This is a genomic window from Streptomyces sp. NPDC093097 (assembly GCF_044754325.1).
Taxonomy (GTDB): Bacteria; Actinomycetota; Actinomycetes; order Streptomycetales; family Streptomycetaceae; genus Streptomyces.
Genome location: NZ_JBIVOW010000008.1, coordinates 274,123 through 293,170 on the forward strand (window position 1 = coordinate 274,123; position 19,048 = coordinate 293,170).

General features: G+C 73.3%; 19 protein-coding genes. 7 read left to right on the top strand and 12 right to left on the bottom strand.

All coding sequences use genetic code 11. The features are described 5' to 3' along the window. Window positions 1-180: 180 nt before the first annotated feature. Window positions 181-870: a response regulator transcription factor gene (locus ACIQE0_RS16990; protein ID WP_366333814.1), complete on the bottom strand. Its 690-nt coding sequence runs from the start codon at window positions 868-870 to the stop codon at window positions 181-183. Then, window positions 867-2,096, bottom strand: coding sequence for a sensor histidine kinase (locus tag ACIQE0_RS16995; protein WP_402332694.1), 1,230 nt, complete (start codon window positions 2,094-2,096; stop codon window positions 867-869). Before ACIQE0_RS16995 ends, ACIQE0_RS16990 begins: the two co-directional genes overlap by 4 nt. A gap of 246 nt (window positions 2,097-2,342) precedes the next feature. Here ACIQE0_RS16995 and ACIQE0_RS17000 point away from each other — a divergent pair, with 246 nt between their 5' ends. Continuing rightward, a complete protein-coding gene (locus tag ACIQE0_RS17000; protein WP_366333923.1) occupies window positions 2,343-2,930 on the top strand; it encodes a hypothetical protein in 588 nt (195 codons plus the stop codon). Between the two features lie 47 nt (window positions 2,931-2,977). Here ACIQE0_RS17000 and ACIQE0_RS17005 read toward each other — a convergent pair whose 3' ends face one another. From ACIQE0_RS17005 to ACIQE0_RS17015, 3 genes are all read right to left on the bottom strand, one after another. Next, window positions 2,978-3,550, bottom strand: coding sequence for a cob(I)yrinic acid a,c-diamide adenosyltransferase (locus ACIQE0_RS17005; RefSeq protein ID WP_384098141.1), 573 nt, complete (start codon window positions 3,548-3,550; stop codon window positions 2,978-2,980). Window positions 3,551-3,560: 10 nt separating this feature from the next. Further along, complete coding sequence (locus tag ACIQE0_RS17010; protein ID WP_402332697.1) at window positions 3,561-4,343, bottom strand: ABC transporter permease; 783 nt, start codon at window positions 4,341-4,343, stop codon at window positions 3,561-3,563. A 77-nt stretch (window positions 4,344-4,420) separates the two neighbouring features. Then, window positions 4,421-5,203 carry an ATP-binding cassette domain-containing protein gene (locus tag ACIQE0_RS17015; RefSeq protein ID WP_366333806.1) on the bottom strand — a complete coding sequence of 261 codons (783 nt, stop codon included), beginning with the start codon at window positions 5,201-5,203 and terminating at the stop codon, window positions 4,421-4,423. Window positions 5,204-5,283: 80 nt separating this feature from the next. On the opposite strand from ACIQE0_RS17015, the gene ACIQE0_RS17020 reads away from it, so the two are divergent. The 4 genes from ACIQE0_RS17020 (at window position 5,284) to ACIQE0_RS17035 (ending at window position 10,386) form a co-directional block, all read left to right on the top strand. Further along, the gene (locus ACIQE0_RS17020) at window positions 5,284-5,925 is read left to right on the top strand and encodes a TetR/AcrR family transcriptional regulator (protein ID WP_402332700.1); all 642 of its coding nucleotides are present in this window, start codon (window positions 5,284-5,286) and stop codon (window positions 5,923-5,925) included. A gap of 143 nt (window positions 5,926-6,068) precedes the next feature. Continuing rightward, on the top strand, window positions 6,069-6,917 hold the full coding sequence (locus tag ACIQE0_RS17025) for a 3-hydroxyacyl-CoA dehydrogenase family protein (RefSeq protein ID WP_366333802.1): 849 nt from the start codon (window positions 6,069-6,071) through the stop codon (window positions 6,915-6,917). Window positions 6,918-7,063: 146 nt separating this feature from the next. Continuing rightward, the gene (locus ACIQE0_RS17030; RefSeq protein ID WP_402332705.1) at window positions 7,064-7,387 is read left to right on the top strand and encodes an STAS domain-containing protein; all 324 of its coding nucleotides are present in this window, start codon (window positions 7,064-7,066) and stop codon (window positions 7,385-7,387) included. Between the two features lie 275 nt (window positions 7,388-7,662). Then, the gene (locus ACIQE0_RS17035) at window positions 7,663-10,386 is read left to right on the top strand and encodes an ATP-binding protein (RefSeq protein WP_402332708.1); all 2,724 of its coding nucleotides are present in this window, start codon (window positions 7,663-7,665) and stop codon (window positions 10,384-10,386) included. A 133-nt stretch (window positions 10,387-10,519) separates the two neighbouring features. Here ACIQE0_RS17035 and nucS read toward each other — a convergent pair whose 3' ends face one another. Further along, window positions 10,520-11,182, bottom strand: coding sequence for an endonuclease NucS (nucS, locus tag ACIQE0_RS17040; protein ID WP_384098151.1), 663 nt, complete (start codon window positions 11,180-11,182; stop codon window positions 10,520-10,522). Window positions 11,183-11,434: 252 nt separating this feature from the next. Between nucS and ACIQE0_RS17045 the strand changes: the two genes are divergently transcribed. Beyond that, window positions 11,435-11,827 (top strand): SCO5389 family protein, encoded by a 393-nt coding sequence (locus ACIQE0_RS17045; RefSeq protein ID WP_366333794.1) that lies wholly within the window; start codon window positions 11,435-11,437, stop codon window positions 11,825-11,827. A 119-nt stretch (window positions 11,828-11,946) separates the two neighbouring features. Here the strand turns inward: ACIQE0_RS17045 and ACIQE0_RS17050 are convergent, their stop codons facing one another. Beyond that, a complete protein-coding gene (locus ACIQE0_RS17050) occupies window positions 11,947-12,996 on the bottom strand; it encodes an LLM class flavin-dependent oxidoreductase (protein ID WP_402332712.1) in 1,050 nt (349 codons plus the stop codon). 263 nt (window positions 12,997-13,259) lie between these two features. Between ACIQE0_RS17050 and ACIQE0_RS17055 the strand changes: the two genes are divergently transcribed. Then, window positions 13,260-13,574 (top strand): ATP/GTP-binding protein, encoded by a 315-nt coding sequence (locus ACIQE0_RS17055; RefSeq protein WP_366333790.1) that lies wholly within the window; start codon window positions 13,260-13,262, stop codon window positions 13,572-13,574. Window positions 13,575-13,596: 22 nt separating this feature from the next. Here ACIQE0_RS17055 and ACIQE0_RS17060 read toward each other — a convergent pair whose 3' ends face one another. The 5 genes from ACIQE0_RS17060 to ACIQE0_RS17080 all read right to left on the bottom strand — a co-directional run bounded on the left by ACIQE0_RS17060 (window position 13,597) and on the right by ACIQE0_RS17080 (window position 19,005). Continuing rightward, window positions 13,597-14,721, bottom strand: a complete 1,125-nt coding sequence (locus ACIQE0_RS17060) for an ABC transporter permease (RefSeq protein ID WP_402332716.1) — start codon at window positions 14,719-14,721, stop codon at window positions 13,597-13,599. Next, a complete protein-coding gene (locus tag ACIQE0_RS17065) occupies window positions 14,718-15,980 on the bottom strand; it encodes an ABC transporter ATP-binding protein (protein WP_402332719.1) in 1,263 nt (420 codons plus the stop codon). Before ACIQE0_RS17065 ends, ACIQE0_RS17060 begins: the two co-directional genes overlap by 4 nt. 123 nt (window positions 15,981-16,103) lie before the next feature. Continuing rightward, the gene (locus ACIQE0_RS17070; protein WP_366333784.1) at window positions 16,104-16,877 is read right to left on the bottom strand and encodes an ABC transporter permease; all 774 of its coding nucleotides are present in this window, start codon (window positions 16,875-16,877) and stop codon (window positions 16,104-16,106) included. Window positions 16,878-16,880: 3 nt separating this feature from the next. Beyond that, the gene (locus ACIQE0_RS17075; RefSeq protein ID WP_402332721.1) at window positions 16,881-17,909 is read right to left on the bottom strand and encodes an ABC transporter ATP-binding protein; all 1,029 of its coding nucleotides are present in this window, start codon (window positions 17,907-17,909) and stop codon (window positions 16,881-16,883) included. Between the two features lie 157 nt (window positions 17,910-18,066). Further along, the gene (locus tag ACIQE0_RS17080) at window positions 18,067-19,005 is read right to left on the bottom strand and encodes a cellulose-binding protein (protein ID WP_366333780.1); all 939 of its coding nucleotides are present in this window, start codon (window positions 19,003-19,005) and stop codon (window positions 18,067-18,069) included. Window positions 19,006-19,048: the final 43 nt, after the last annotated feature.

The window sequence follows — 19,048 nt, forward strand, 5'->3', positions numbered from 1 at the left end:
CGTGCCTCGTGCCTCGTCGTTCGTCTCTCCCCGTCGCCGGGTGTTGTGTCGTGAGGCTGCCGGGGTGGGCGCGGCGCGGTGACGTTCGTCCTGCTCGGTGCGGGAACAGCCGCCGTCTCGCCGTTGTTGTGGCCCCGCAGGGGGCGTACGTGCCCCCTACGGGATCCGTTCGAGCCTCCCCTACGGGGCCGGTACCCCCAACTCCTGTGCCAGGACGGCCGCTTGGACCCGGCTGCGCAGTGTCAGCTTGGCCAGGAGGCGGCTGACGTGGGTCTTGACGGTGGCCTCGGCCATCGCCAGCCGCAGCGCGATGTCGGCGTTCGACAGTCCCTGGCCCAGGCAGCCCAGCACCTCCCGTTCCCGCGGGGTCAGCGCGTCCAGCACCGTCGGGTCGGGCGTCCTGCGGTCCAGCGGCGGGCGGCCCGCCGGGCGCGGGCGGGCGAACTCGGCGATCAGCCGCCGGGTCACCGCCGGCGCGATCAGCCCCTCGCCGGCCGCCACCGTGCGCACCGCGGTCAGCAGCGCCGGCGCGTCACTGTCCTTGAGCAGGAAGCCCGCGGCCCCCGCCCGCAGTGCGCCGAAGACGTACTCGTCCAGGTCGAAGGTGGTCAGCACCAGGACGTCGGCCAGTTCCTCCGCGGTGATCCGGGCGGTGGCCGAGACCCCGTCCAGCCGCGGCATCTGAATGTCCATCAGCACCAGGTCGGGACGTAACGCGCGGGCCTGGCGGACCGCCTCCTCGCCGTCCATCGCCTCCCCGACGACATCGATGTCGGGCGCGGAACGCAGGATGAGGACCAGCCCGGCCCGTACGGCGGACTGGTCCTCGGCGACGAGGACCCGGATCGGCTGGGTGGCGGCGCCTGTCATCGTTGTTCTTCCTCTCCGGTGGCGGGCAGCGCTGCCCGGACCAGCCAGACTCTTCCGTCCGGCCCGCCTGCCGGGCCGGCTTCGAACTCCCCGCCCAACAGGGCGATCCGCTCCCGCATGCCGACCAGGCCGGCCCCGGAACCGGGCGCGCGGGGGCCCGGCCGGTCGCCGTGGGGACTGCGGACGGCGACGGTGAGCGCGCCGCCGGGAGCGTGGGCGAGCCGTACCAGGACCTCGCCGGGCGCGGCGTGTTTGAGCGCGTTGGTCAGTGACTCCTGGACGATCCGGTACGCGGCCAACGCCACCGGTGCCGGCGGCTTTCCGTCGTCCGGGCCGTCCGGTCGCCGGGCGTCGTCCAGGGCGAACGTCAGGCCGCTGGCGGCCCCGTTGGCGCGGGCCTGCTCGACCAGGGCCTCCAGGCCGTCGAGGGTGGGTGTGGCGGCCGGCTCCTCGCCGGTGGTGGCCTCGGGGTCCCGCAACAGCCCGATGAGGCGGCGCATTTCGGCCAGGCCCTGGACGCTGTTCTCGCGGATCACGGCGAGGGCCGCGCGGGTCGCGGACGGGTCGTCGATGGTCTGCGCCGCGGTGGTGTGGATGGCGATCGCCGAGAGGTGGTTGGCGACCAGGTCGTGCAGTTCCCTGGCCATGCGGGCGCGTTCGCCGACGATCGCCTGGGTGCGGTCCATCTCGGCCAGCAGCGCGGTCTGTTCGGCCCGCAGCCGGGCGGTCTGCGCGGCGTCGCGGTGGTCGCGGGTGATCACGCCGGTCCAGGCGGGCGCCATGGTGACCATCGCGATGCCGATGCCGATCAGCACCACCTGCGGGTCGGGCCAGGCGGCCGCGGTGGTGACCGTGGCCAGCACCGTCACCAGCACCGTGTAGACCGGGATGCGCCGGGCCGCGGCCGGCGATCCGTACAGCACCGCGGCGTACAGCACGTCCGTGAACATCAGGACGGTGGCGACCAGGGTGCCGGTGCAGACGTCCAGGGCCAGCGCCGGTACCGCGAGGGCCAATGCAGCCAACGGGGCGGTACGGCGCAGGAGTTCGGCCACCGCCGTCACGGCGAGCGCGACCAGGGTCAGCGAGGCGGGCAGGCCGAACAGCGGGGGACCGCCGTGCAGATCGAGCACCCACAGCAGCACTCCGGTGCACAGCCCGCCGGTCGCGAGGAGCACGTCGAGGCGGTGCGGACGGCCGGGCGCGGCGGGATGGTGGGCGGTCACCCCTCCATCAAACACGGCGGCGGGGCCGGGCGCCGCCACCTCGGGACTTCCGGCTACGCCGTGCCCGGTCCGCGCACGGGCCGTCTCCCCCTCACCGTGGCATGCCTACATCGAAAGATGCAGCGGGAGATCGTCGCCGGCGACGACGTACCGGGCGCTGCCGGCTGGAAGCCTGGGTGGGAACGCTCGGCCCGCCGGGAGCACCGGAACCGCCGGGACGCGGAGCGGCCGGAGAGGAGAGATGCCGTGGTCGTCGCCCTGATCATCGCCTGCGAGGTGGGCTTCTGGGTGCTGCTCGCCGCCGGCCTGGCACTGCGCTATCTGGCGCGGATGCCGAAGACCGGTGCGGCGGTGCTGCTGCTGGAGCCGCTGCTGGAGCTGGTGCTGCTGATCGTCACCGCGATCGATCTGAAGAACGGCGCCACCGCGGACTGGAAACACGGCCTGGCCGCCCTCTACATCGGCTACACCGTCGCCTACGGCCACTACACGATCAAGTGGGTCGACGGGCACGTCGCCCACCGCTTCGCCGGCGGCCCGCGCCCGGTCAAGCGCTACGGCATGCAGCGCTTCGTCCACGAGGCGAAGCTGTGGGTGCGCACGGTGCTGATGGCGGCGGTGGGGGCCGCGCTGCTCCAGGGCGCCATCTGGTACGTCGGCAAGGACGGGGATGTGTCCTCGCTGCGGGACTGGCAGGCAACGGGGCTGCGCATCGTGATGATCCACGCGGTGATCGCGCTGACCTACCTCATCTGGCAGAAGAAGGACCCCAAGGGCCGGACCGCGCCGGAGGGCGAGGCGCAGGGCCGGCCCCGCGAGAAGTCCCTGAACTAGGCGTTACCGCCCCGCCGTTGCCCGCAGGGCGGCCCCGGGGAACCCGGTCAGCGCTCGCCGCCCGGGACCCAGAGCACGTCCCCGACCTCCTTGTTGGCCATGCGGGCCAGGATGAACAGGAGGTCGGAGAGGCGGTTGAGGTAGGTGGCGGCGAGCGGGTTCATGGTCTCGCCGTGCTCCTCCATCGCCGCCCAGGTGGCGCGCTCGGCCCGGCGGACGATCGTGCACGCCTGGTGGAGCAGGGCCGCGCCGGGGGTGCCGCCCGGGAGGATGAAGCTGCGCAGCTTCTCCAGCTCCGCCAGGAAGCGGTCGCAGTCCGCCTCCAGCTTGTCGATGTAGGACTGTTCGACGCGCAGCGGCGGGAACTCCGGGTTCTCGACCACGGGCGTCGACAGGTCGGCGCCGACGTCGAAGAGGTCGTTCTGCACCCGCAGCAGCACCGCGGCGACCTCCTCGGGCAGCGCACCGAGCGCCAGCGCCACGCCGATCGCCGCGTTGGCCTCGTTGGCGTCCGCGTAGGCCGAGATCCGGGTGTCGGTCTTGGCGGTCCGGCTCATGTCACCGAGCGCGGTGGTGCCCTTGTCGCCGGTACGGGTGTAGATGCGGGTCAGATTCACCATACGAGCGAGACTACGCCGCGGACCGGCGGAAGGCGCGGGTGCACAGCGCCATCGACAGGGCCGTGAGACCGGCCGCGACCAGGGCGCCGCGCAGCACCACCGGCGAGGCGTAGGCACCGGTGAACGCGGCCCGCACCGCGTCCACGAGATAGCGCAGCGGCATCAGATGCGACAGCGCGTCGAGCCAGCCGGGGGCCAGCGCCATCGGCAGCATCAGCCCGGACAGCAGCATCGCGGGCATGGTGACGGCGTTGACCACCGGCCCGAACTCCTGCGGCATCCGCACCCGCAGGGCCAGCGCGTACGACAGCGAGGCCAGCGCGATGGTCAGCACCGCGACGAAGGCGAGCCCGACGAGGATGCCGCCCAGCGGCGCGCGCAGCCCCATGGCCACGGCGACGAGCACCAGCAGCACGGACTGGAGGACCAGCAGCGCGGCGTCCCGGAGCACCCGCCCCAGGAGCAGCGCGGAGCGGCTCACCGGCGTCACCCGCATCCGTTCGAGCACCCCGTACTGCTTCTCCACGATCAGCCCGAAGCCGCCGAACGACGCGCCGAACAAGGCGAGTTGGAGCAGCAGTCCGGGCACCAGCACCTGCCAGGAGTTGCCCGTGGACGACAGCGGCAGCCCGGTCAGCAGCGGGCCGAAGAAGAGCAGGTAGAGCAGCGGCATCAGGACGCCGAAGAGCATCTGGAGCCGGGAGCGCAGGGTCTGCCGGGCGTACCGCCCGAAGATCAGCGCGGTGTCGGAGAGGAAGGCGCGGGCGCGGGGGACGGGGGAGGGGAGGGACATGAGGGCACTCCTTTGCGGCGCGACGACCGAGCGGAGGCCGGCCGTCGAGCCGGGCGAGGGACGAGGGAGGCGGACGGTCACACGGCGACGGGTGCGGTCTCCTGAGGCGCGGGGCCGCGCCCGGTGAGGGCGAGGAAGGCGTCCTGGAGGGAGGCGTCGGCGGAGCCGGCGTGCGCCTGCTTGAGGGCGCCGGGGGTGTCGTCGGCGACCACCCGGCCCCGGTCGACGACGACCAGCCGGTCGGCGAGCGCATCGGCCTCGTCGAGGTAGTGGGTGGTCAGGAAGACCGTGGTGCCGTGGGTGTCGCGCAGGTGGCGGACCAGGTCCCACAGGTCGGCGCGGCTGCCGGGGTCCAGGCCGGTGGTGGGCTCGTCGAGGAAGAGGACGGCGGGGCGGTGGACGAGCCCCATCGCGAGGTCCAGCCGGCGCCGCTGGCCGCCGGAGAGCGCGGCGGTCCGGCGCTCCAGCAGCTCGGTGAGACCGAGGTCCGCAGTCAACTCCTCGGCACGCAGCGCCGCTTGACGTGCCGTCAGGCGGTAGAGGCGGGCCTGGGTGAGGAGTTCCTCGCGGACCGAGAGGGTGGGGTCGGCGCCGCCGGACTGGGCGACGTAACCGGTCACCCGGCGCACCCCCACCGGATCGCGGGCCAGGTCGTGGCCGGCGACGGTGGCGGTGCCGCCGGTGGGCGCGAGCAGCGTGGTGAGCATCCGCAGGGTGGTGGTCTTGCCGGCGCCGTTGGGGCCGAGGAGGCCGAGGATCTCGCCGCGCTCGGCGGTCAGGTCGATACCGCGGACGGCGTCGACGGGGCCGTGCTTCGTCATGAAGGTCCGGGTCAGGCCGGACGCGCTGAGGACGGGCATGGCCACAGAAAAACAGAGTCCATGAAAAATTGCAATGCCTCCAAGATTTGATGAACCCCAACGAAGGGTAGGGTGGGGGCATGGCAGAGGGGCTCAGGGAGCGGAAGAAGCGGCAGACCCGCCAGTACATCTCGGACGTGGCCACCGGGCTGATCCTGGAGCGCGGCTTCGACGCGGTGACCATCGCGGAGATCGCCACGGCGGCGGACGTCTCGGTCAACACCGTCTACAACTACTTCCCGGCCAAGGAGGACCTCTTCCTGGACCGGAGCAAGGAGCTGATCCAGCGGCTCTCCCGCTACGTCCGGGGGCGCGCCGCCGGGGAGTCGGCCGCCGCCGCGGTGCTGCACCAGCTGCGCGCGGAGGTGGAGAGCGTCTCGCCCAGGGTCGGGCTGATGGTCGGCTATGCGCGCTTCATGGAGGTCGTCCAGGGATCGGCCGCCCTCCAGGCGCGCATGTGGCACATGCAGCGCCAGCAGTACGAGGACCTGGAGGCGACCCTCCGCGAGGAGACCGGCGCCGCCGAGGACGATCCGCTGCCCCGCCTGATGGCCGGCCAGATCACCTGGCTCCATCAGATGCTGACGGTCGCCATCGCCCAGGCGATGCTGGCCGGCCGCGAGCCCGTGGAGGTCTCCCGCGAGGCGCTGGTGCTGCTGGACGAGATGGAGGAGCTGCTGGGCGAGCGGGTCCTCAACTACGCCGTGCGGACGGGCGGCTGACGGTCCCCCGGCGGCCGGCCGGGCGCGCGGGTGTGATGTCGGTCATTCCTCGCGTGACGCGCATCTCTTCCTGGCCAAACGATCGTGATCGACCGCTAACGTCGCTCAGGACCGTCAAATGCACAGGGTGTGAGGGGACAGCAGTGGCAAAGAAGCTGGCCGTCATCGGCGCCGGACTGATGGGTTCCGGTATCGCGCAGGTCTCGGCCCAGGCGGGCTGGGACGTCGTCCTCCGCGACGTCACGGACGAGGCGCTGGCCCGCGGCAAGAGCGGAATCGCCGCCTCCTACGAGAAGTTCGTCGCCAAGGGGAAGCTGGAGGCCGCCGCCGCCGAGCAGGCGCTGGCCCGCATCACCACCACCACCGACCTGGACGCGGTCGCCGACGCGGACCTCGTCGTCGAGGCCGTCTTCGAGAAGATCGAGGTCAAGCGCGAGATCTTCCAGGCGCTGGACAAGCTCGCCAAGGACGACGCGGTGCTGGCCTCCAACACCTCGGCGATCCCGATCACCAAGATCGCCGCGGCCACCTCCCGGCCCGAGCGGGTAGTCGGCACGCACTTCTTCTCGCCGGTGCCGATGATGCAGCTGTGCGAGCTGGTGCGCGGCTACAAGACCAGTGACGAAACCCTCGCCACCGCCCGGGAGTTCGCCGAGTCGGTCGGCAAGACCTGCGTCGTGGTCAACCGCGACGTGGCCGGCTTCGTCACCACCCGGCTGATCTCGGCGCTGGTCGTCGAGGCCGCCAAGCTCTACGAGTCCGGGGTGGCCACCGCCGAGGACATCGACACCGCCTGCAAGCTCGGCTTCGGGCACGCCATGGGCCCGCTGGCCACCGCCGACCTGACCGGCGTCGACATCCTGCTGCACGCCACCGACAACATCTACACCGAGTCCCAGGACGAGAAGTTCGCCCCGCCGGAGATCATGCGCCGCATGGTGGACGCCGGCGATATCGGCCGCAAGAGCGGGCAGGGATTCTACGCACACTGATGCCGCGTCAGGGCTGCACTCCAGCGGGGTCACCCCGCGGGGTGATTTCGGTATCGGTTCGCTTACAGACGGCAACTTCGCCGTGGGAGAGGCAGTCAGATCGGTAGACGACAATGCACCACAACCCATGACATCGGGGAGCGCATATGCACATCAGGGGCGACCACGCCGAGCTGGTCGTCGGGGGCCGCCTCGACGTCCGCAGCGCGGCGGACGCCCGTACGGTCCTGCACACCGCCGTGGACGCCGGGCGCGGTGATCTGGTGCTCGACCTGACCGAGCTGGACTCCTGGGACGCCACCGGCCTCGGCGTGATCATGGGTGCGCACCGACGGGCCGGCCGCCACAACCGCCGGCTCGTGCTGCGCGGGGTGCCGCCGCAGATGCAGCGCCTCCTGGTCGCCACCCGGCTCCATCGCATCCTCGCGATCGAGGGCGGCATCGAGGCGGGTTCGCTTCCCCGGGTGTGAGGCCGGGGTCATGGTGTGGTCGCGGCGGCCGCGGCCCTGGGGTGGGGCAAGTCGGGCGAATCGCATATCTCGCCTGATCTGGGGTCGTTTCCGTCAAGGTGGCACCCCGGCTGTGCCCCCGTACCGGGGCCGGGTCTATGGTTCGGTTGCCCGCCGTGTGCCATCATCCGCGGCGGGGTACCGGACCAGACGCGACGGCTGAGGACAATCGCCGGAGCCGGGGGAGTGCGGACGGCCGGAAGCACCGACGGCACGCACACCTGGGAGCTTGCAGCATGGACCCGAACACCCACCCGGGGCCCGAGGAGTACGGCGAGCAGGACGGCCCGGACGGGCCGCCGGCCACCGAGCCCGCCGGCCGGCCGGGCGGAACCGACGGCCTGGCGCGCGTCGTCCGCCTGGTCTCCGGCCCCTACCTGGTCACCGTCAACCCCGTCGACGGCTGTGAGATACAGCCCTGCCCGCCCGGCGAGCGCCCCGCCCCGCCGGAGAAGCGCGACCCGCAGGAGCGCGCCGAGGAGGCCCGCGCCGCCCAGCCGCCGGCGCCCACCGGCCCGCTCTCCTTCGCCGGCCACGAACTCCCCCTCGAAGAGCGCGACGAGGACATCGCCCGGCTGGTGCGGCTGCTCAGCCGCGGCCGCTCGGTCCGGGTCACCGGCCCCCCCGGCTCGGGCCGCACCCGGCTGCTGGACGCCGTCGCGAGCGGCGTGGCCGACCTCGCCCCGGACGGCGTGGTCCGGCTCTCCGGCTACCACCGCAGCGTCACCGACGTCCTCCACGCGCTGTTCGCCGCGGTCTACCGGGCGCCGCAGCACCGCCCGGAACGGCCCGAACTGCTGCGCCTCCTCGGCGGCGTCGGCGCGGTCGTCGTCCTCGACGACCTGGAGTTCGGCGGCGCCGCGCTCGACGAACTGCTCGCCGCCACCCCCGAGTGCGCCTTCCTCCTCGCCGCCACCCCGGACGTGCCCGCGCCCAGCGCCGAGGCCCACCTCGAAGAGGTCTTCGTCGGCGGCATCGGCAAGGACGCCGGCCTGCGGCTGCTGGAGCGCGCCCTGGAGCGCCCGCTCACCCAGGACGAGAAGAACTGGGCCGCCGACCTGTGGTTCGAGTCCGAGGGGCTGCCGCTGCGGTTCGTCCAGGCCGCCGCCCTGCTGCGGCAGCGCGACAAGGTCCGGACCGAGCCCGGCGCCCTCGACGACGGTTACGGACTCTTCCCCGAGGAGGGCACCGCCGCTCCGGTGGACCCGGCCGCCCGCGAGGTCCCGCTGCCGGCCCTCGACGAGGCCGCCGCGCCCGCCCCGCTGCTCGCCTCGCGGCTCGGCGCCGCCGCCCAGGAGACCCTCCGCCTCGCGGTCGCCCTCGGCGGCGAACTGCCGCACCAGGCGCACCTGCCGGCCCTCACCCAGGACACCCACGCCGACGCCGTCCTCGGCGATCTGCTCGGCTGCGGTCTGGTCAGCCCGGTCGGCGGCCACTACCGCCTGGCCGCCACCGTCCACGACCAACTGGCCGCCGCCGGCTACGCCGAGGACGCCACCGCCCGGGCGCACGCCGTCGCCCAGCACTACGCCTGGTGGGCCGGGCACCCCTCGGTCACCCCCGAGCGGGCCGCCGTCGAGGCCGCCGCGGTGCTGGCCGCCATGGCCGTGCTGACCGGCAGCCGGGACAACGGCCACCCGGCCGCCGCGGTGCTGCTGGCCCGTACCGCCGCGCCCGCGTTCGCCGCGGCGCTGCACTGGAGCGCCTGGGAGCGCAGCCTGCGGCACGGCCAGGAGGCCGCCCGGCTGGCCGGCGAGGTCGCCGAGGAGGCGTACTTCCACCACGACCTGGGCGTACTGGCGCTGTGCAGCGGCAACATCGACCGGGCGCGCGCCGAACTGGAGGCGTCCATCGGGCTGCGCGGGGTGCTCTCCGACCGGGACGGCGCCGTCGCCGGACGACGGGCCCTCGCGCTGGTCATCGACCGCGCCCGGGCCGCCTCGGCGGACGCGCCGACGACCCTGATGGCCTCCGTCGGCCCGGCCGCCACCGCCGCCGTCCCGACCGCCGAGGCCGCGCCTGCGGCCCACGAGACGTCCGCAGGACCGGCCGACGCGGCCTCGCCCGACGTGGTGTCCACCGCCAAGCTCCAGGCCGTCGCCCCGCCCCAGGGGCCCGCCACCGCGGCCACCGCCCGCCTGGCCGGGGCCACCCCGGCGGCCGGGCAGCCGGCCGTCTCGCCGACCGAGACCACCGCCGCCCTCCCGTCCGCCAAGGCCGCAGCCAAGGCCGCCGGGAAGCCCGCGGCCAAGAGCCCCGCCAAGGCCGCCGCGGCCGGTGGCCTTGGCGCCACCGGGGGCCTGCGCCACGGCATCCGCCGTGCCAGCCGCCGCAACCTCATCGGCGCCGGCGCCGGAGTGCTGCTGGCCGCCGTGCTCGGCACCGTCGTCACCCTCGGCATGACCTCCGACAGCAGCACCCCGCACGACGACAAGATCACCACCGAGCAGTCCCCGACGTCCGGCGACGACACCCAGCAGCCGACCCTGGACCCGAACACCGGCCTGCCCGTCACCGAAGACGGCAGCACCCGGCCCGGCCACCCCGGCACCCCGAGCCAGAAGCCCACCACCTCGCCGTCCGCGCCCGGCGCCACTGGCGCCCCCACCGACCCCGGCACCCCGACCGGCCATCCCACCTCCGGCACCCCGACCGGCCACCCCACGTCCCCCACCGGCCACCCGACCCACCCCACGCACACCCCGACCGAGAAGCCCACGGACACCCCCAGCGAGCCGACCGGTTCGCCCACGGACCCCACCCCGCCCCAGAAGCCCACGGACACCCCGACCGGTCAGCCGCCGACGACGCCCGGCGGCTCCTCCGGCGGCAGCCCGTCGGGCGGCAACTCCGCGGTGGCGCCCTCCCTCAGCAACAGGAACACCACGGGCACCACACCGTCGTCATCCGGCCAGGCGTCTTCCAGCCAGTCGGCATCCGAGGGCACCCCGGCCGGCTGACCCCCGGGGCCCCAGGCGCACCGCCCGGCCCACCCGTACACGCCGGAACGCCACGACGGCCCGGTACGCACCGCCCGCCACCAGGCGGACGGGTCGCGTACCGGGCCGTCGTCGTACGGTCGGTGCGGCGGGGTCAGAACAGCCGCAGCTTGTCGTCCTCGATGCCGCGCAGCCCGTCGTAGTCCAGCACCACACAGCCGATGCCGCGGTCGGTGGCCAGCACCCGGGCCTGCGGCTTGATCTCCTGAGCTGCGAAGACGCCCTTCACCGGGGCCAGATGCGGGTCGCGGTTGAGGAGTTCGAGATAGCGGGTGAGCTGCTCGACGCCGTCGATCTCACCGCGCCGCTTGATCTCGACGGCGACGGTCTGGCCGTCGGCGTCCCGGCACAAGATATCCACCGGGCCAATGGCAGTGGGGTATTCACGCCGAATCAGCGAGTAGCCCTCGCCCAGTGTCTCGATCCGGTCGGCGAGCAGTTCCTGGAGGTGGGCCTCCACCCCGTCCTTGATGAGCCCGGGGTCCACGCCCAGCTCGTGCGAGGAGTCGTGGATGATCTCCTCAAGGGTGATGATGAGCTTCTCGCCGCCCTTGTTCTCCACCGTCCAGACGCTGCCGTCGCCCTCCTTGAGGGTGCAGGGCGGGGACATCCAGTTGAGGGGTTTGTAGGCCCGGTCGTCCGCGTGGATGGAGACGGAGCCGTCCGCCTTCACCAGGATCAGGCGGGGTGCGGAAGGGAGATGAGCGGTGAGCCGCCCCGCGTAGTCCACGGAGCAGCGGGCGATGACGAGACGCATGGTGCGCCACGCTACTCGAAGCCGGGGCACCGGCGCGATTCGCCCCCGCTCCGGAGGCCCTTTACGGCGGAAACCGCCGCACCCCCGGCGCCCGCGCATGGCCGGTTGTATGTCCAATCTCCTGGTGCGGGCCCCATGCGCGGCATACCGTTGACGCGGGGGGTCGCGGGGCGAACACGCTCTGTCGCGAATTCCCCTTGTCCCGACCCGTCAGGCCCCTCCGCCCCGGCGGGGCCGCGAGAGGAGAACCTCATGTCGCTCGACGTCTCACCGGCCCTCCTCGAACAGGCCGAGCGAGGCGAGGTCGACGAAGCCGCGTTTGTCGACTGCGTCCGGACTTCCCTGCCCTACGCATGGGGGATGATCAGCTCACTGGTGGACCGGCTGAAGGCGGACGGCGGAGAGTTCGCCGACAACCAGACGCCCCCGCCGGACGAGCAGGCGCGCGGCCAGCTGCTGCGCGCACTGGCAAGTGACGCCATCCGCGGCTCGCTGGAACGTCACTTCGGTGTGCGCCTCGCCTTCCAGAACTGCCACCGGGTCGCGGTCTTCCCGCTCGACCCGGCCGTCGACCAGCGGCTGGCCCGATTCACCTCGGTCCGCGGCCAGTTGCTGAACCAGTCGCCGCAACTCCGCGACTGCTGATCGGAGTTGCTGCCGCTGAGCCGGCCGGCCGGAGCCCCCTTCCGGCGTCGGACACCGGCGGCAGCACCACCGACCAGCCGCGCCCGCGCCCGTGGCCCCGTCGTCCGCCGCCGGCGGGGTCACACCAGCTGCGGCAGCACCTCGGCGCCCAGCCGCCGGACGTTCTCCTCGGTGGCGGCGAGGTCCCCGGAGCCCTCCACCAGCAGCGCGAACCGCCGGATGCCGGTGCGCTCCGACGTCGCCGCCAGCCGGTCCACACACCACCGGGGCGGGCCCACCGGGTGCAGCGCGCACAGCAGTTCCGCGTACGCCAGCGGATCGCGCATCGCCCGATACCGGCCGTCGACCGTCACATGCGCCCCAAGACCCTGCCGCAGCCAGCCCGGCATCGCCTTGGTCAGCGTCTCCCTGGCGGCCGCGCGATTGTCGGCGACCTGCACCACCCCTGCCGAGACATGCTCGGCCGCGGCCACGTCGGCGGGGTCGCGCCCGGCCTGGAGCGCCGCCGCCCGCCACAGCGCGACCATCTCCGCCTTCTCCTCGTCGCCGCAGTGCATCCCCAGCAGCATCGGCAGCCCGCGCGCGGCGGCCAGCCGGACCGAGGACGGCGAGGTGCACGCCACCACCACCGGCGGCCCGGCCGTCAGCCCGTCCGGATCGTCCGGGTCGGTCAGCGCCTCGGCGGACCGCGGCACCACCGCCACCTCCCGGAAGGCGTACCGCTCGCCGTGCGCACCCACCCGCGGCTCGCGCAGCCAGCGCAGCAGCAGGTCCAACGACTCGGGGAAGCCGCGGTCGTAGGCGGCCAGGCCGGAGCCGAACACCTCCAGATCCACCCAGGGCCCGCCCCGCCCGACGCCGAGCGTGAACCGGCCCTCGGACGCCAGGTGCAGCAGCGCCGCCTGCTCGCCGAGCGCCACCGGATGCTGGGTCGGCAGCACGCTGACCGCCGTCCCCACCCCGATCCGCCGCGTCCGGCCCAGCAGCAGCGCGGCCAGCGTCGCGGCCTGCGGACACACGCCGTACGGGACGAAGTGGTGCTCGGCCAGCCAGACGTCGTGGAGTCCGGCCTCTTCCGCGACCAGTGCGGAACGCACCGCGCGGTGCAGTGCTTCCCCCTGTCCCTGACCGGGGAACTGGGCGGCCAGGATGAACGCCCCTACGCGCATCGCTCTCTGCCTCCTTGCAGCCGACGCGACCTCCCCCCTCACCCCGCAACAACGTGCGGCGCCTGCCCAGGGCACGGCCTGACGCGAAATTTCCAGATCATCGCAGAAATGTGACGGCGGGCTTTTGCCCCTGACCGCGCCGCGTACGCTGGTGACAGCCCTCCCCCAAGCTCTCCACTCCGCCTCCACGCCCGGCGACGTTCGTGCGGGGACGGCCGTGGGCAGGGGGACTCCTCATCCCGTCGACCCTGCCGAGGTGTTCTGTGTCTCCGCGTCGAAACCGCCAGCGCGGTGCGAAGCCCGCCGACCGCACGGGGGCCGGCCGCTACGGCCTGGAATCCACCGAGGAGTGGCGCGGGGAGGACTGGGTGGTCCGGCAGGTCGGCGGCTCCGGAGCGGTCAAGCACTACCGCTGCCCCGGCTGCGACCAGGAGATCCCGCCCGGCGTCCCGCACGTCGTCGCCTGGCCCCAGGGCGGCGACGTCGACGACCGCCGGCACTGGCACCGGGCCTGCTGGAACGCACGGGACCGCCGGAGCGCACGGCTCCAGCGGTCCCGGAACGCCCCCCGCTACTGAGGCGCCAAGCTGACGACACGTCCTAGACGTCGCGCTGCTCCTGGACGAGGAAGGCGGCGCCCAGCACCACGCCGGCGACGACGGTCAGGATCAGCAGCGGGGTCCAGCCGTGCGGGCCGGAGTCGAGGAACGACATGCCGTACAGGGTCGCCAGGGAGTTGGGGATCGAGTAGTTGATCAGGCCCTCGGTGAGCCACCGCATGCTCGGTGCGCCGAGCATGAAGACCGCGAGCAGCATCGGCAGCAGGACCACCCCGAACATGGCGCTGATGGCGCCGGCCGAGTGCCGCAGCAGGGAGCCCAGCGCCAGGGACAGCAGGCCGAGCATGGAGACGTACAGGCCGGCGCCGACCGTGGCCCGCAGCCATTCGTCCACCGACGGCATCCGGCCGCCGGCGATGCCGGCCATGGCGAGTGCCACGATCGTGGTAGCGAGGGTGGTGACCACGAAGGCGAGCAGGAAGAAGACGATCGCCTTGGCGCCCAGCACCCGGGCCCGGCTGGGGCAGGCGGTCATGGTGGTCCGGATCATCCCCGTCCCGTACTCGGAGGAGACCACCAGGACGCCGAGCGGGATGATGCACAGGGTGCCCAGCATCACGCTGAAGAAGCCGAAGGCGATACGGGGGTTGACCGTGACGTCCGACAGGGCGGCGGCGGCGAGCAGGCCGACGCCGACGATCAGCGCGACCATCACGCCCAGCGTCCACACCGTCGACCGCACCGACCGGATCTTGGTCCACTCGGCGGCCAGCGCATGGCCCAGGTGGGTCGGGCGGACGGGGAGGGGGGAGACGTAACCGGCCATGGGGAGCTGGTGGTTGAGGGGGGCGGGCGGCTGCTGCGGGGCCGGTGCCTGCGGGGGCTGCGGGCCCGGCGCGGGCGCGGCGGCCTTGAGCAGCATCGTGCCGCCGCCGGCGCTGCCCGGTCCGTGGGCCGACAGCGGCCGCGGCTCGGGGTGCTCGCCGGCCGGGGGCTGGGCCGGGGGGAGCGGCTGCGCCTTGAGCACCATGGTGCCGGCCTCCTGCGCGGGTGGGGGCGGCTGCGGTGCGGCGGGCGGCATCGGCCCGGCGCCGGGCGCGGGGGAGGACGGCATCGGCTGCGCACCGGGCTGCGGCTGGGGCTGCGGCTGCTGAGGGCTGGTCATCGGGCGTCCTGGGGGTGCGGCATGGGCTGGTCGGCGGGGGCGGCGGGGGCCGGCGGCACCGGCACCGCGGAGGGCTGCTGCCCGTACGGGTGGGGCGCACCGTACGGGCCGGGTGCCCCGTACGGGTGACCCTGCTGCGGGGGCACCGGGGCGGCGCCGGCGGCCTGGGCGTACGGAGCGGGCTGGGCGTACGGGTTCGGCTGGGCGTACGGGTTCGGCGGTGCGGCCGCCGCGGGCGGCAGGTGGCCCGGCACGGTCGGTTGGCCCGGCGCGTGCTCCTGGGGAGCGGCGCCCGGCGGCAGATGTCCGGCGGGCGCCGGCTGGAAGCCGGAGCGCCGGTCGTCGCTGGAGCGGTAGTCGACGGAGCCCTGCGTCATCTGCATGTACGCCTCCTCCAACGACGCCTGGTGCGGCGACAGTTCCCACAGCCGGACGTCGGCCGCGTGCGCCAGATCGCTGATCCGGGGCAGCGGCAGCCCCGTCACCCGCAGCGCGCCGTTCGCCTCCGGCTCCGCCCGGCCGCCCGCCTCGGCGACCGCCGCGGCCAGCTTCGCGCGCTGCTCCGGCGCGTCGTCCGGCGTCCGCACCCGTGCGAAGTCCGCGGAGTTGGCCGAGATGAAGTCCTTGACGGGCATGTCCGCGAGCAACCGCCCCCGGCCGATCACGATCAGGTGCTCGGCGGTCAGCGCCATCTCACTCATCAGGTGCGAGGAGACGAAGACCGTACGGCCCTCGGCCGCCAGCTGCTTCATGAGGTTCCGCACCCACAGGATGCCCTCCGGGTCCAGGCCGTTGACCGGTTCGTCGAAGAGCAGCACCTGCGGATCGCCGAGCAGCGCCGCCGCGATCCCCAGCCGCTGCCCCATCCCCAGCGAGAACCCGCCCGAGCGCCGGTGGGCGACGTCCTGCAGACCGACCACCCCCAGCACCTCGTCGACCCGCTGCGCCGGAATCCCGGAGAGCTGCGCCAGCGACAGCAGATGCGCCCGCGCGCTGCGCCCGCCGTGCACCGCCTTGGCGTCCAGCAACGCGCCCACCTGGCGCGGTGCGTTGGGGGTCCGGCGGAACGGGCGGCCGCCGATCGTGGCGTACCCCGACGTCGGGGCGTCCAGCCCCAGGATCATCCGCATCGTCGTCGACTTGCCGGAGCCGTTGGGCCCCAGGAACCCGGTCACGGTTCCCGGACGCACCTGGAACGTCAGGTCCTGCACGGCCGTCTTGGGCCCGTAGCGCTTCGTCAGGCCGACTGCCTCGATCATTCTCCGCCCCTCGCACGATGGTCGGGGCAGAGCCCCCACGTGCCCCCGTCAGGGGTATGAGGCTATCGGGATGTTGACGGTTCCCGTCGGTACGTCCGCTCGGCCGGCGCACCGGCCCCGCGCTCAGGCGTCCCGCCGCCGCAGCAGGACGAAACCGGCGATCAGCGCGGCCGCCGTCCATGCCGCCATGATGCCGAAGCCGCCCCACGGCCCGTACGGCGCCGCGTCGTTGACCGGCGCGACGACCTGCATGATCTTCGAGCCGGCCTGGTCCGGGAGGTAGCGGCCGATCTTCTGGGTCGACGAGACGTTGCTGAGGATGCTGGAGATCAGGAAGAAGAACGGCATCAGGATGCCCAGCGACAGCATCGGACTGCGCAGCATCGTGGCCACCGCCATCGAGAACAGCGCGATCATCGCCATGTACAGCCCGCCGCCGACCACCGCCCGCAGCACCCCCGGATCGCCGAGGTGCGCCCGGTGCGCGCCGAGCGCCGTCTGCCCCGCGAAGAACGCCGCGAAGCTCGTCGCCAGCCCGACCACGAAGACCAGCGCGGTGGCCACCAGCAGCTTGCAGAACAGGAACACCCCGCGCCGCGGCACGGCACCCAGCGAGGTGCGGATCATTCCCGTGCTGTGCTCGTTGGAGACCACCAGCACCCCGAAGACGATCATCGCCAACTGCCCCAGCCCCATCCCCGCGAAGCTGACGTTGGTCGGATCGAAGGCGAGCCGCCGCTGGTCCGGCAGCGAGGCGAAGTCCCGCCGCACCAGCGTGCAGATCAGCACGCCCAGCGCCACGGTCACCACCAGCGCGGTGCCCAGCGTCCACACCGTCGACCGCACCGACCGGATCTTGGTCCACTCCGACCGCAGGACCTGCCCGACGACAGCCATCCGTCAGCTCCTCTTCCGTTGCTGCCAGTTCGCGCCCCAGCCGCCCGTCGCCGCCCCGCCCGACAGCGCCCCCTCGGGCACCGCGGACGGCGCCGGCGCCCCGTCCTCCACCGCCTCCGCCGGCTCGCCGTCGTGCGCGTGGTACTCCACCGCCCCGGCCGTCAGCTGCATGAACGCCTCCTCCAGGGAGGCCTGTTGGGGACTGAGCTCGTGCAGCACCAGATGGTGCGCGGCGGCCAGTTCCCCCAGCCGCTCGGCCGGCACCCCGTCGACCTCCAGCGCCCCGCCCCGGCCCGCGGACGCCTCGATGCCCTCCCCGTGCAGCACGTCCAGCAGCCGCTCCCGCTCCGGGCACCGCAGCCGCACATACGACCGCGAGTTCTCCGCGATGAACTCCGCCATCGAGGTGTCCGCCAGCAGCCGGCCCTGCCCGATCACCACCAAGTGCTCGGCGGTCAGCGCCATTTCGCTCATCAGATGGGACGAGACGAACACCGTCCGCCCCTGGGCCGCGAGGTTCTTCATCAGATTGCGGATCCAGTGGATGCCCTCCGGATCCAGCCCGTTGACCGGCTCGTCGAACATCAGGATCCGCGGATCGCCCAGCAGCGCCCCCGCGATCCCCAGCCGCTGGCCCATCCCCAGCGAAAAGCCCTTGGCCCGCTTCCGCGCCACCGAGGTCAACCCGACCAGGTCCAGCACCTCGTCGACCCGTCTGCGCGGGATGCCGTTGCTCTGCGCCAGGCACAGCAGATGGTTGGCGGCAGTGCGCCCCCCGTGCATCGCCTTGGCGTCCAGCAGCGCCCCGACGTAGGTCAACGGGTCCTTCAGCTGCGCGTAGTGCCTGCCGTCGATCCGGACCGTGCCGGCCGTCGGATTGTCCAGACCGAGCACCATCCGCATGGTGGTGGACTTCCCCGCGCCGTTGGGACCGAGGAAGCCGGTGACGGTCCCCGGCCGTACGTCGAAGGTCAGCTGGTCCACCGCGACTGTGTCCCCGTAGTGCTTGGTCAGCCCCTTGAGCTCGATCATGTAGAGCACGCTAGGGGCGCGGTCAGGGCCCCGCCACCGGGGCGCTGCCGCCCGGAGGACCCGCCCCGCATCCCCCGGCACACGACTGCGCCCCCGCTCCGCCACAGCGGCGGTACGGGGGCGCGGACGCGCTCTGTGGAACTCTCCGACGGATTCCTCAGCGGCTCTGCTGGGCCGGCACACCGCGGGAGGTGGACTCCTCGTCGCCCGGCGCACCGGCGGCGGCCACCGCGGCACCCGTCAGCGTCGCCAGCATCTCGCGGACGTTGGTCAGCTGCGCGTTGATCGAGTCGCGGCGGTTGGTGAGCGCCGCCAGCTCGCGCTCCGATTCGCTGCGGATCCGGTCGGCCTTGGCGTTGGCGTCCGCCACGATGTCCTCGGCCTGCCGCTGCGCGGTCTCCACCGTCTGCCGGGCCCGGCGCTCCGCGTCCGTCCGCAGCTTCTCCGCCTCCAGACGCAGCTGCTCCGCCCGGTGCTCGATCTCCGCCAGCCGCTTCTCCGCCTTCGCCTGACGCGACGCGAGGTCCCGCTCGGACTGCTCACGACGCTTGGCGAGGTTGGTCTCGAAGTCCGCGGCGGCCTGCGCGGCCTTGGCGCGGGTCTCCTCGAAGAGGGCGTCCGCCTCCTCGCGCTTGGACTGCGCGTCCTTCTGTGCGTCGGAGCGCAGCGTGGCCGCCTCGCCCTTGGCCTTCTCGACGATCCGGGCGCCCTCGTCCTCGGCCTTCGCCTTGCGGTCGACCGCGAACTGCTCCGCGTCGTGACGAACCTGCTGGGCGGCCGACTCGGCCAGCTCACGGTGCTGCTCGGCGGCCCGGCGGGCCTCCTCACGCAGCTCCTTGGCCTCCTCCTCCGCGAGGCGGAGGATCTTCTCCACGCGCGCCCCGAGGCCCGCGTAGGAGGGCTCGGCGTCGGTGACCTGGGTCTGGGCGTTCTGCGTCTCGAGGTGCAGCTCCTCGATGCGCTTCTCCAGCGAGGTGATACGGGCCAGCGCACTGTCGCGATCCGCGACCAGTTTCGTAATGCGGTCATCCACCTGACCGCGGTCGTACCCACGCCGCACGAGCTCGAAGCCGAAGGGGGAGGAAGTGTCGCTCATGGGGTTCCTGTCGAAAGAGACCGGTGAGGTGATAAAGAGAATC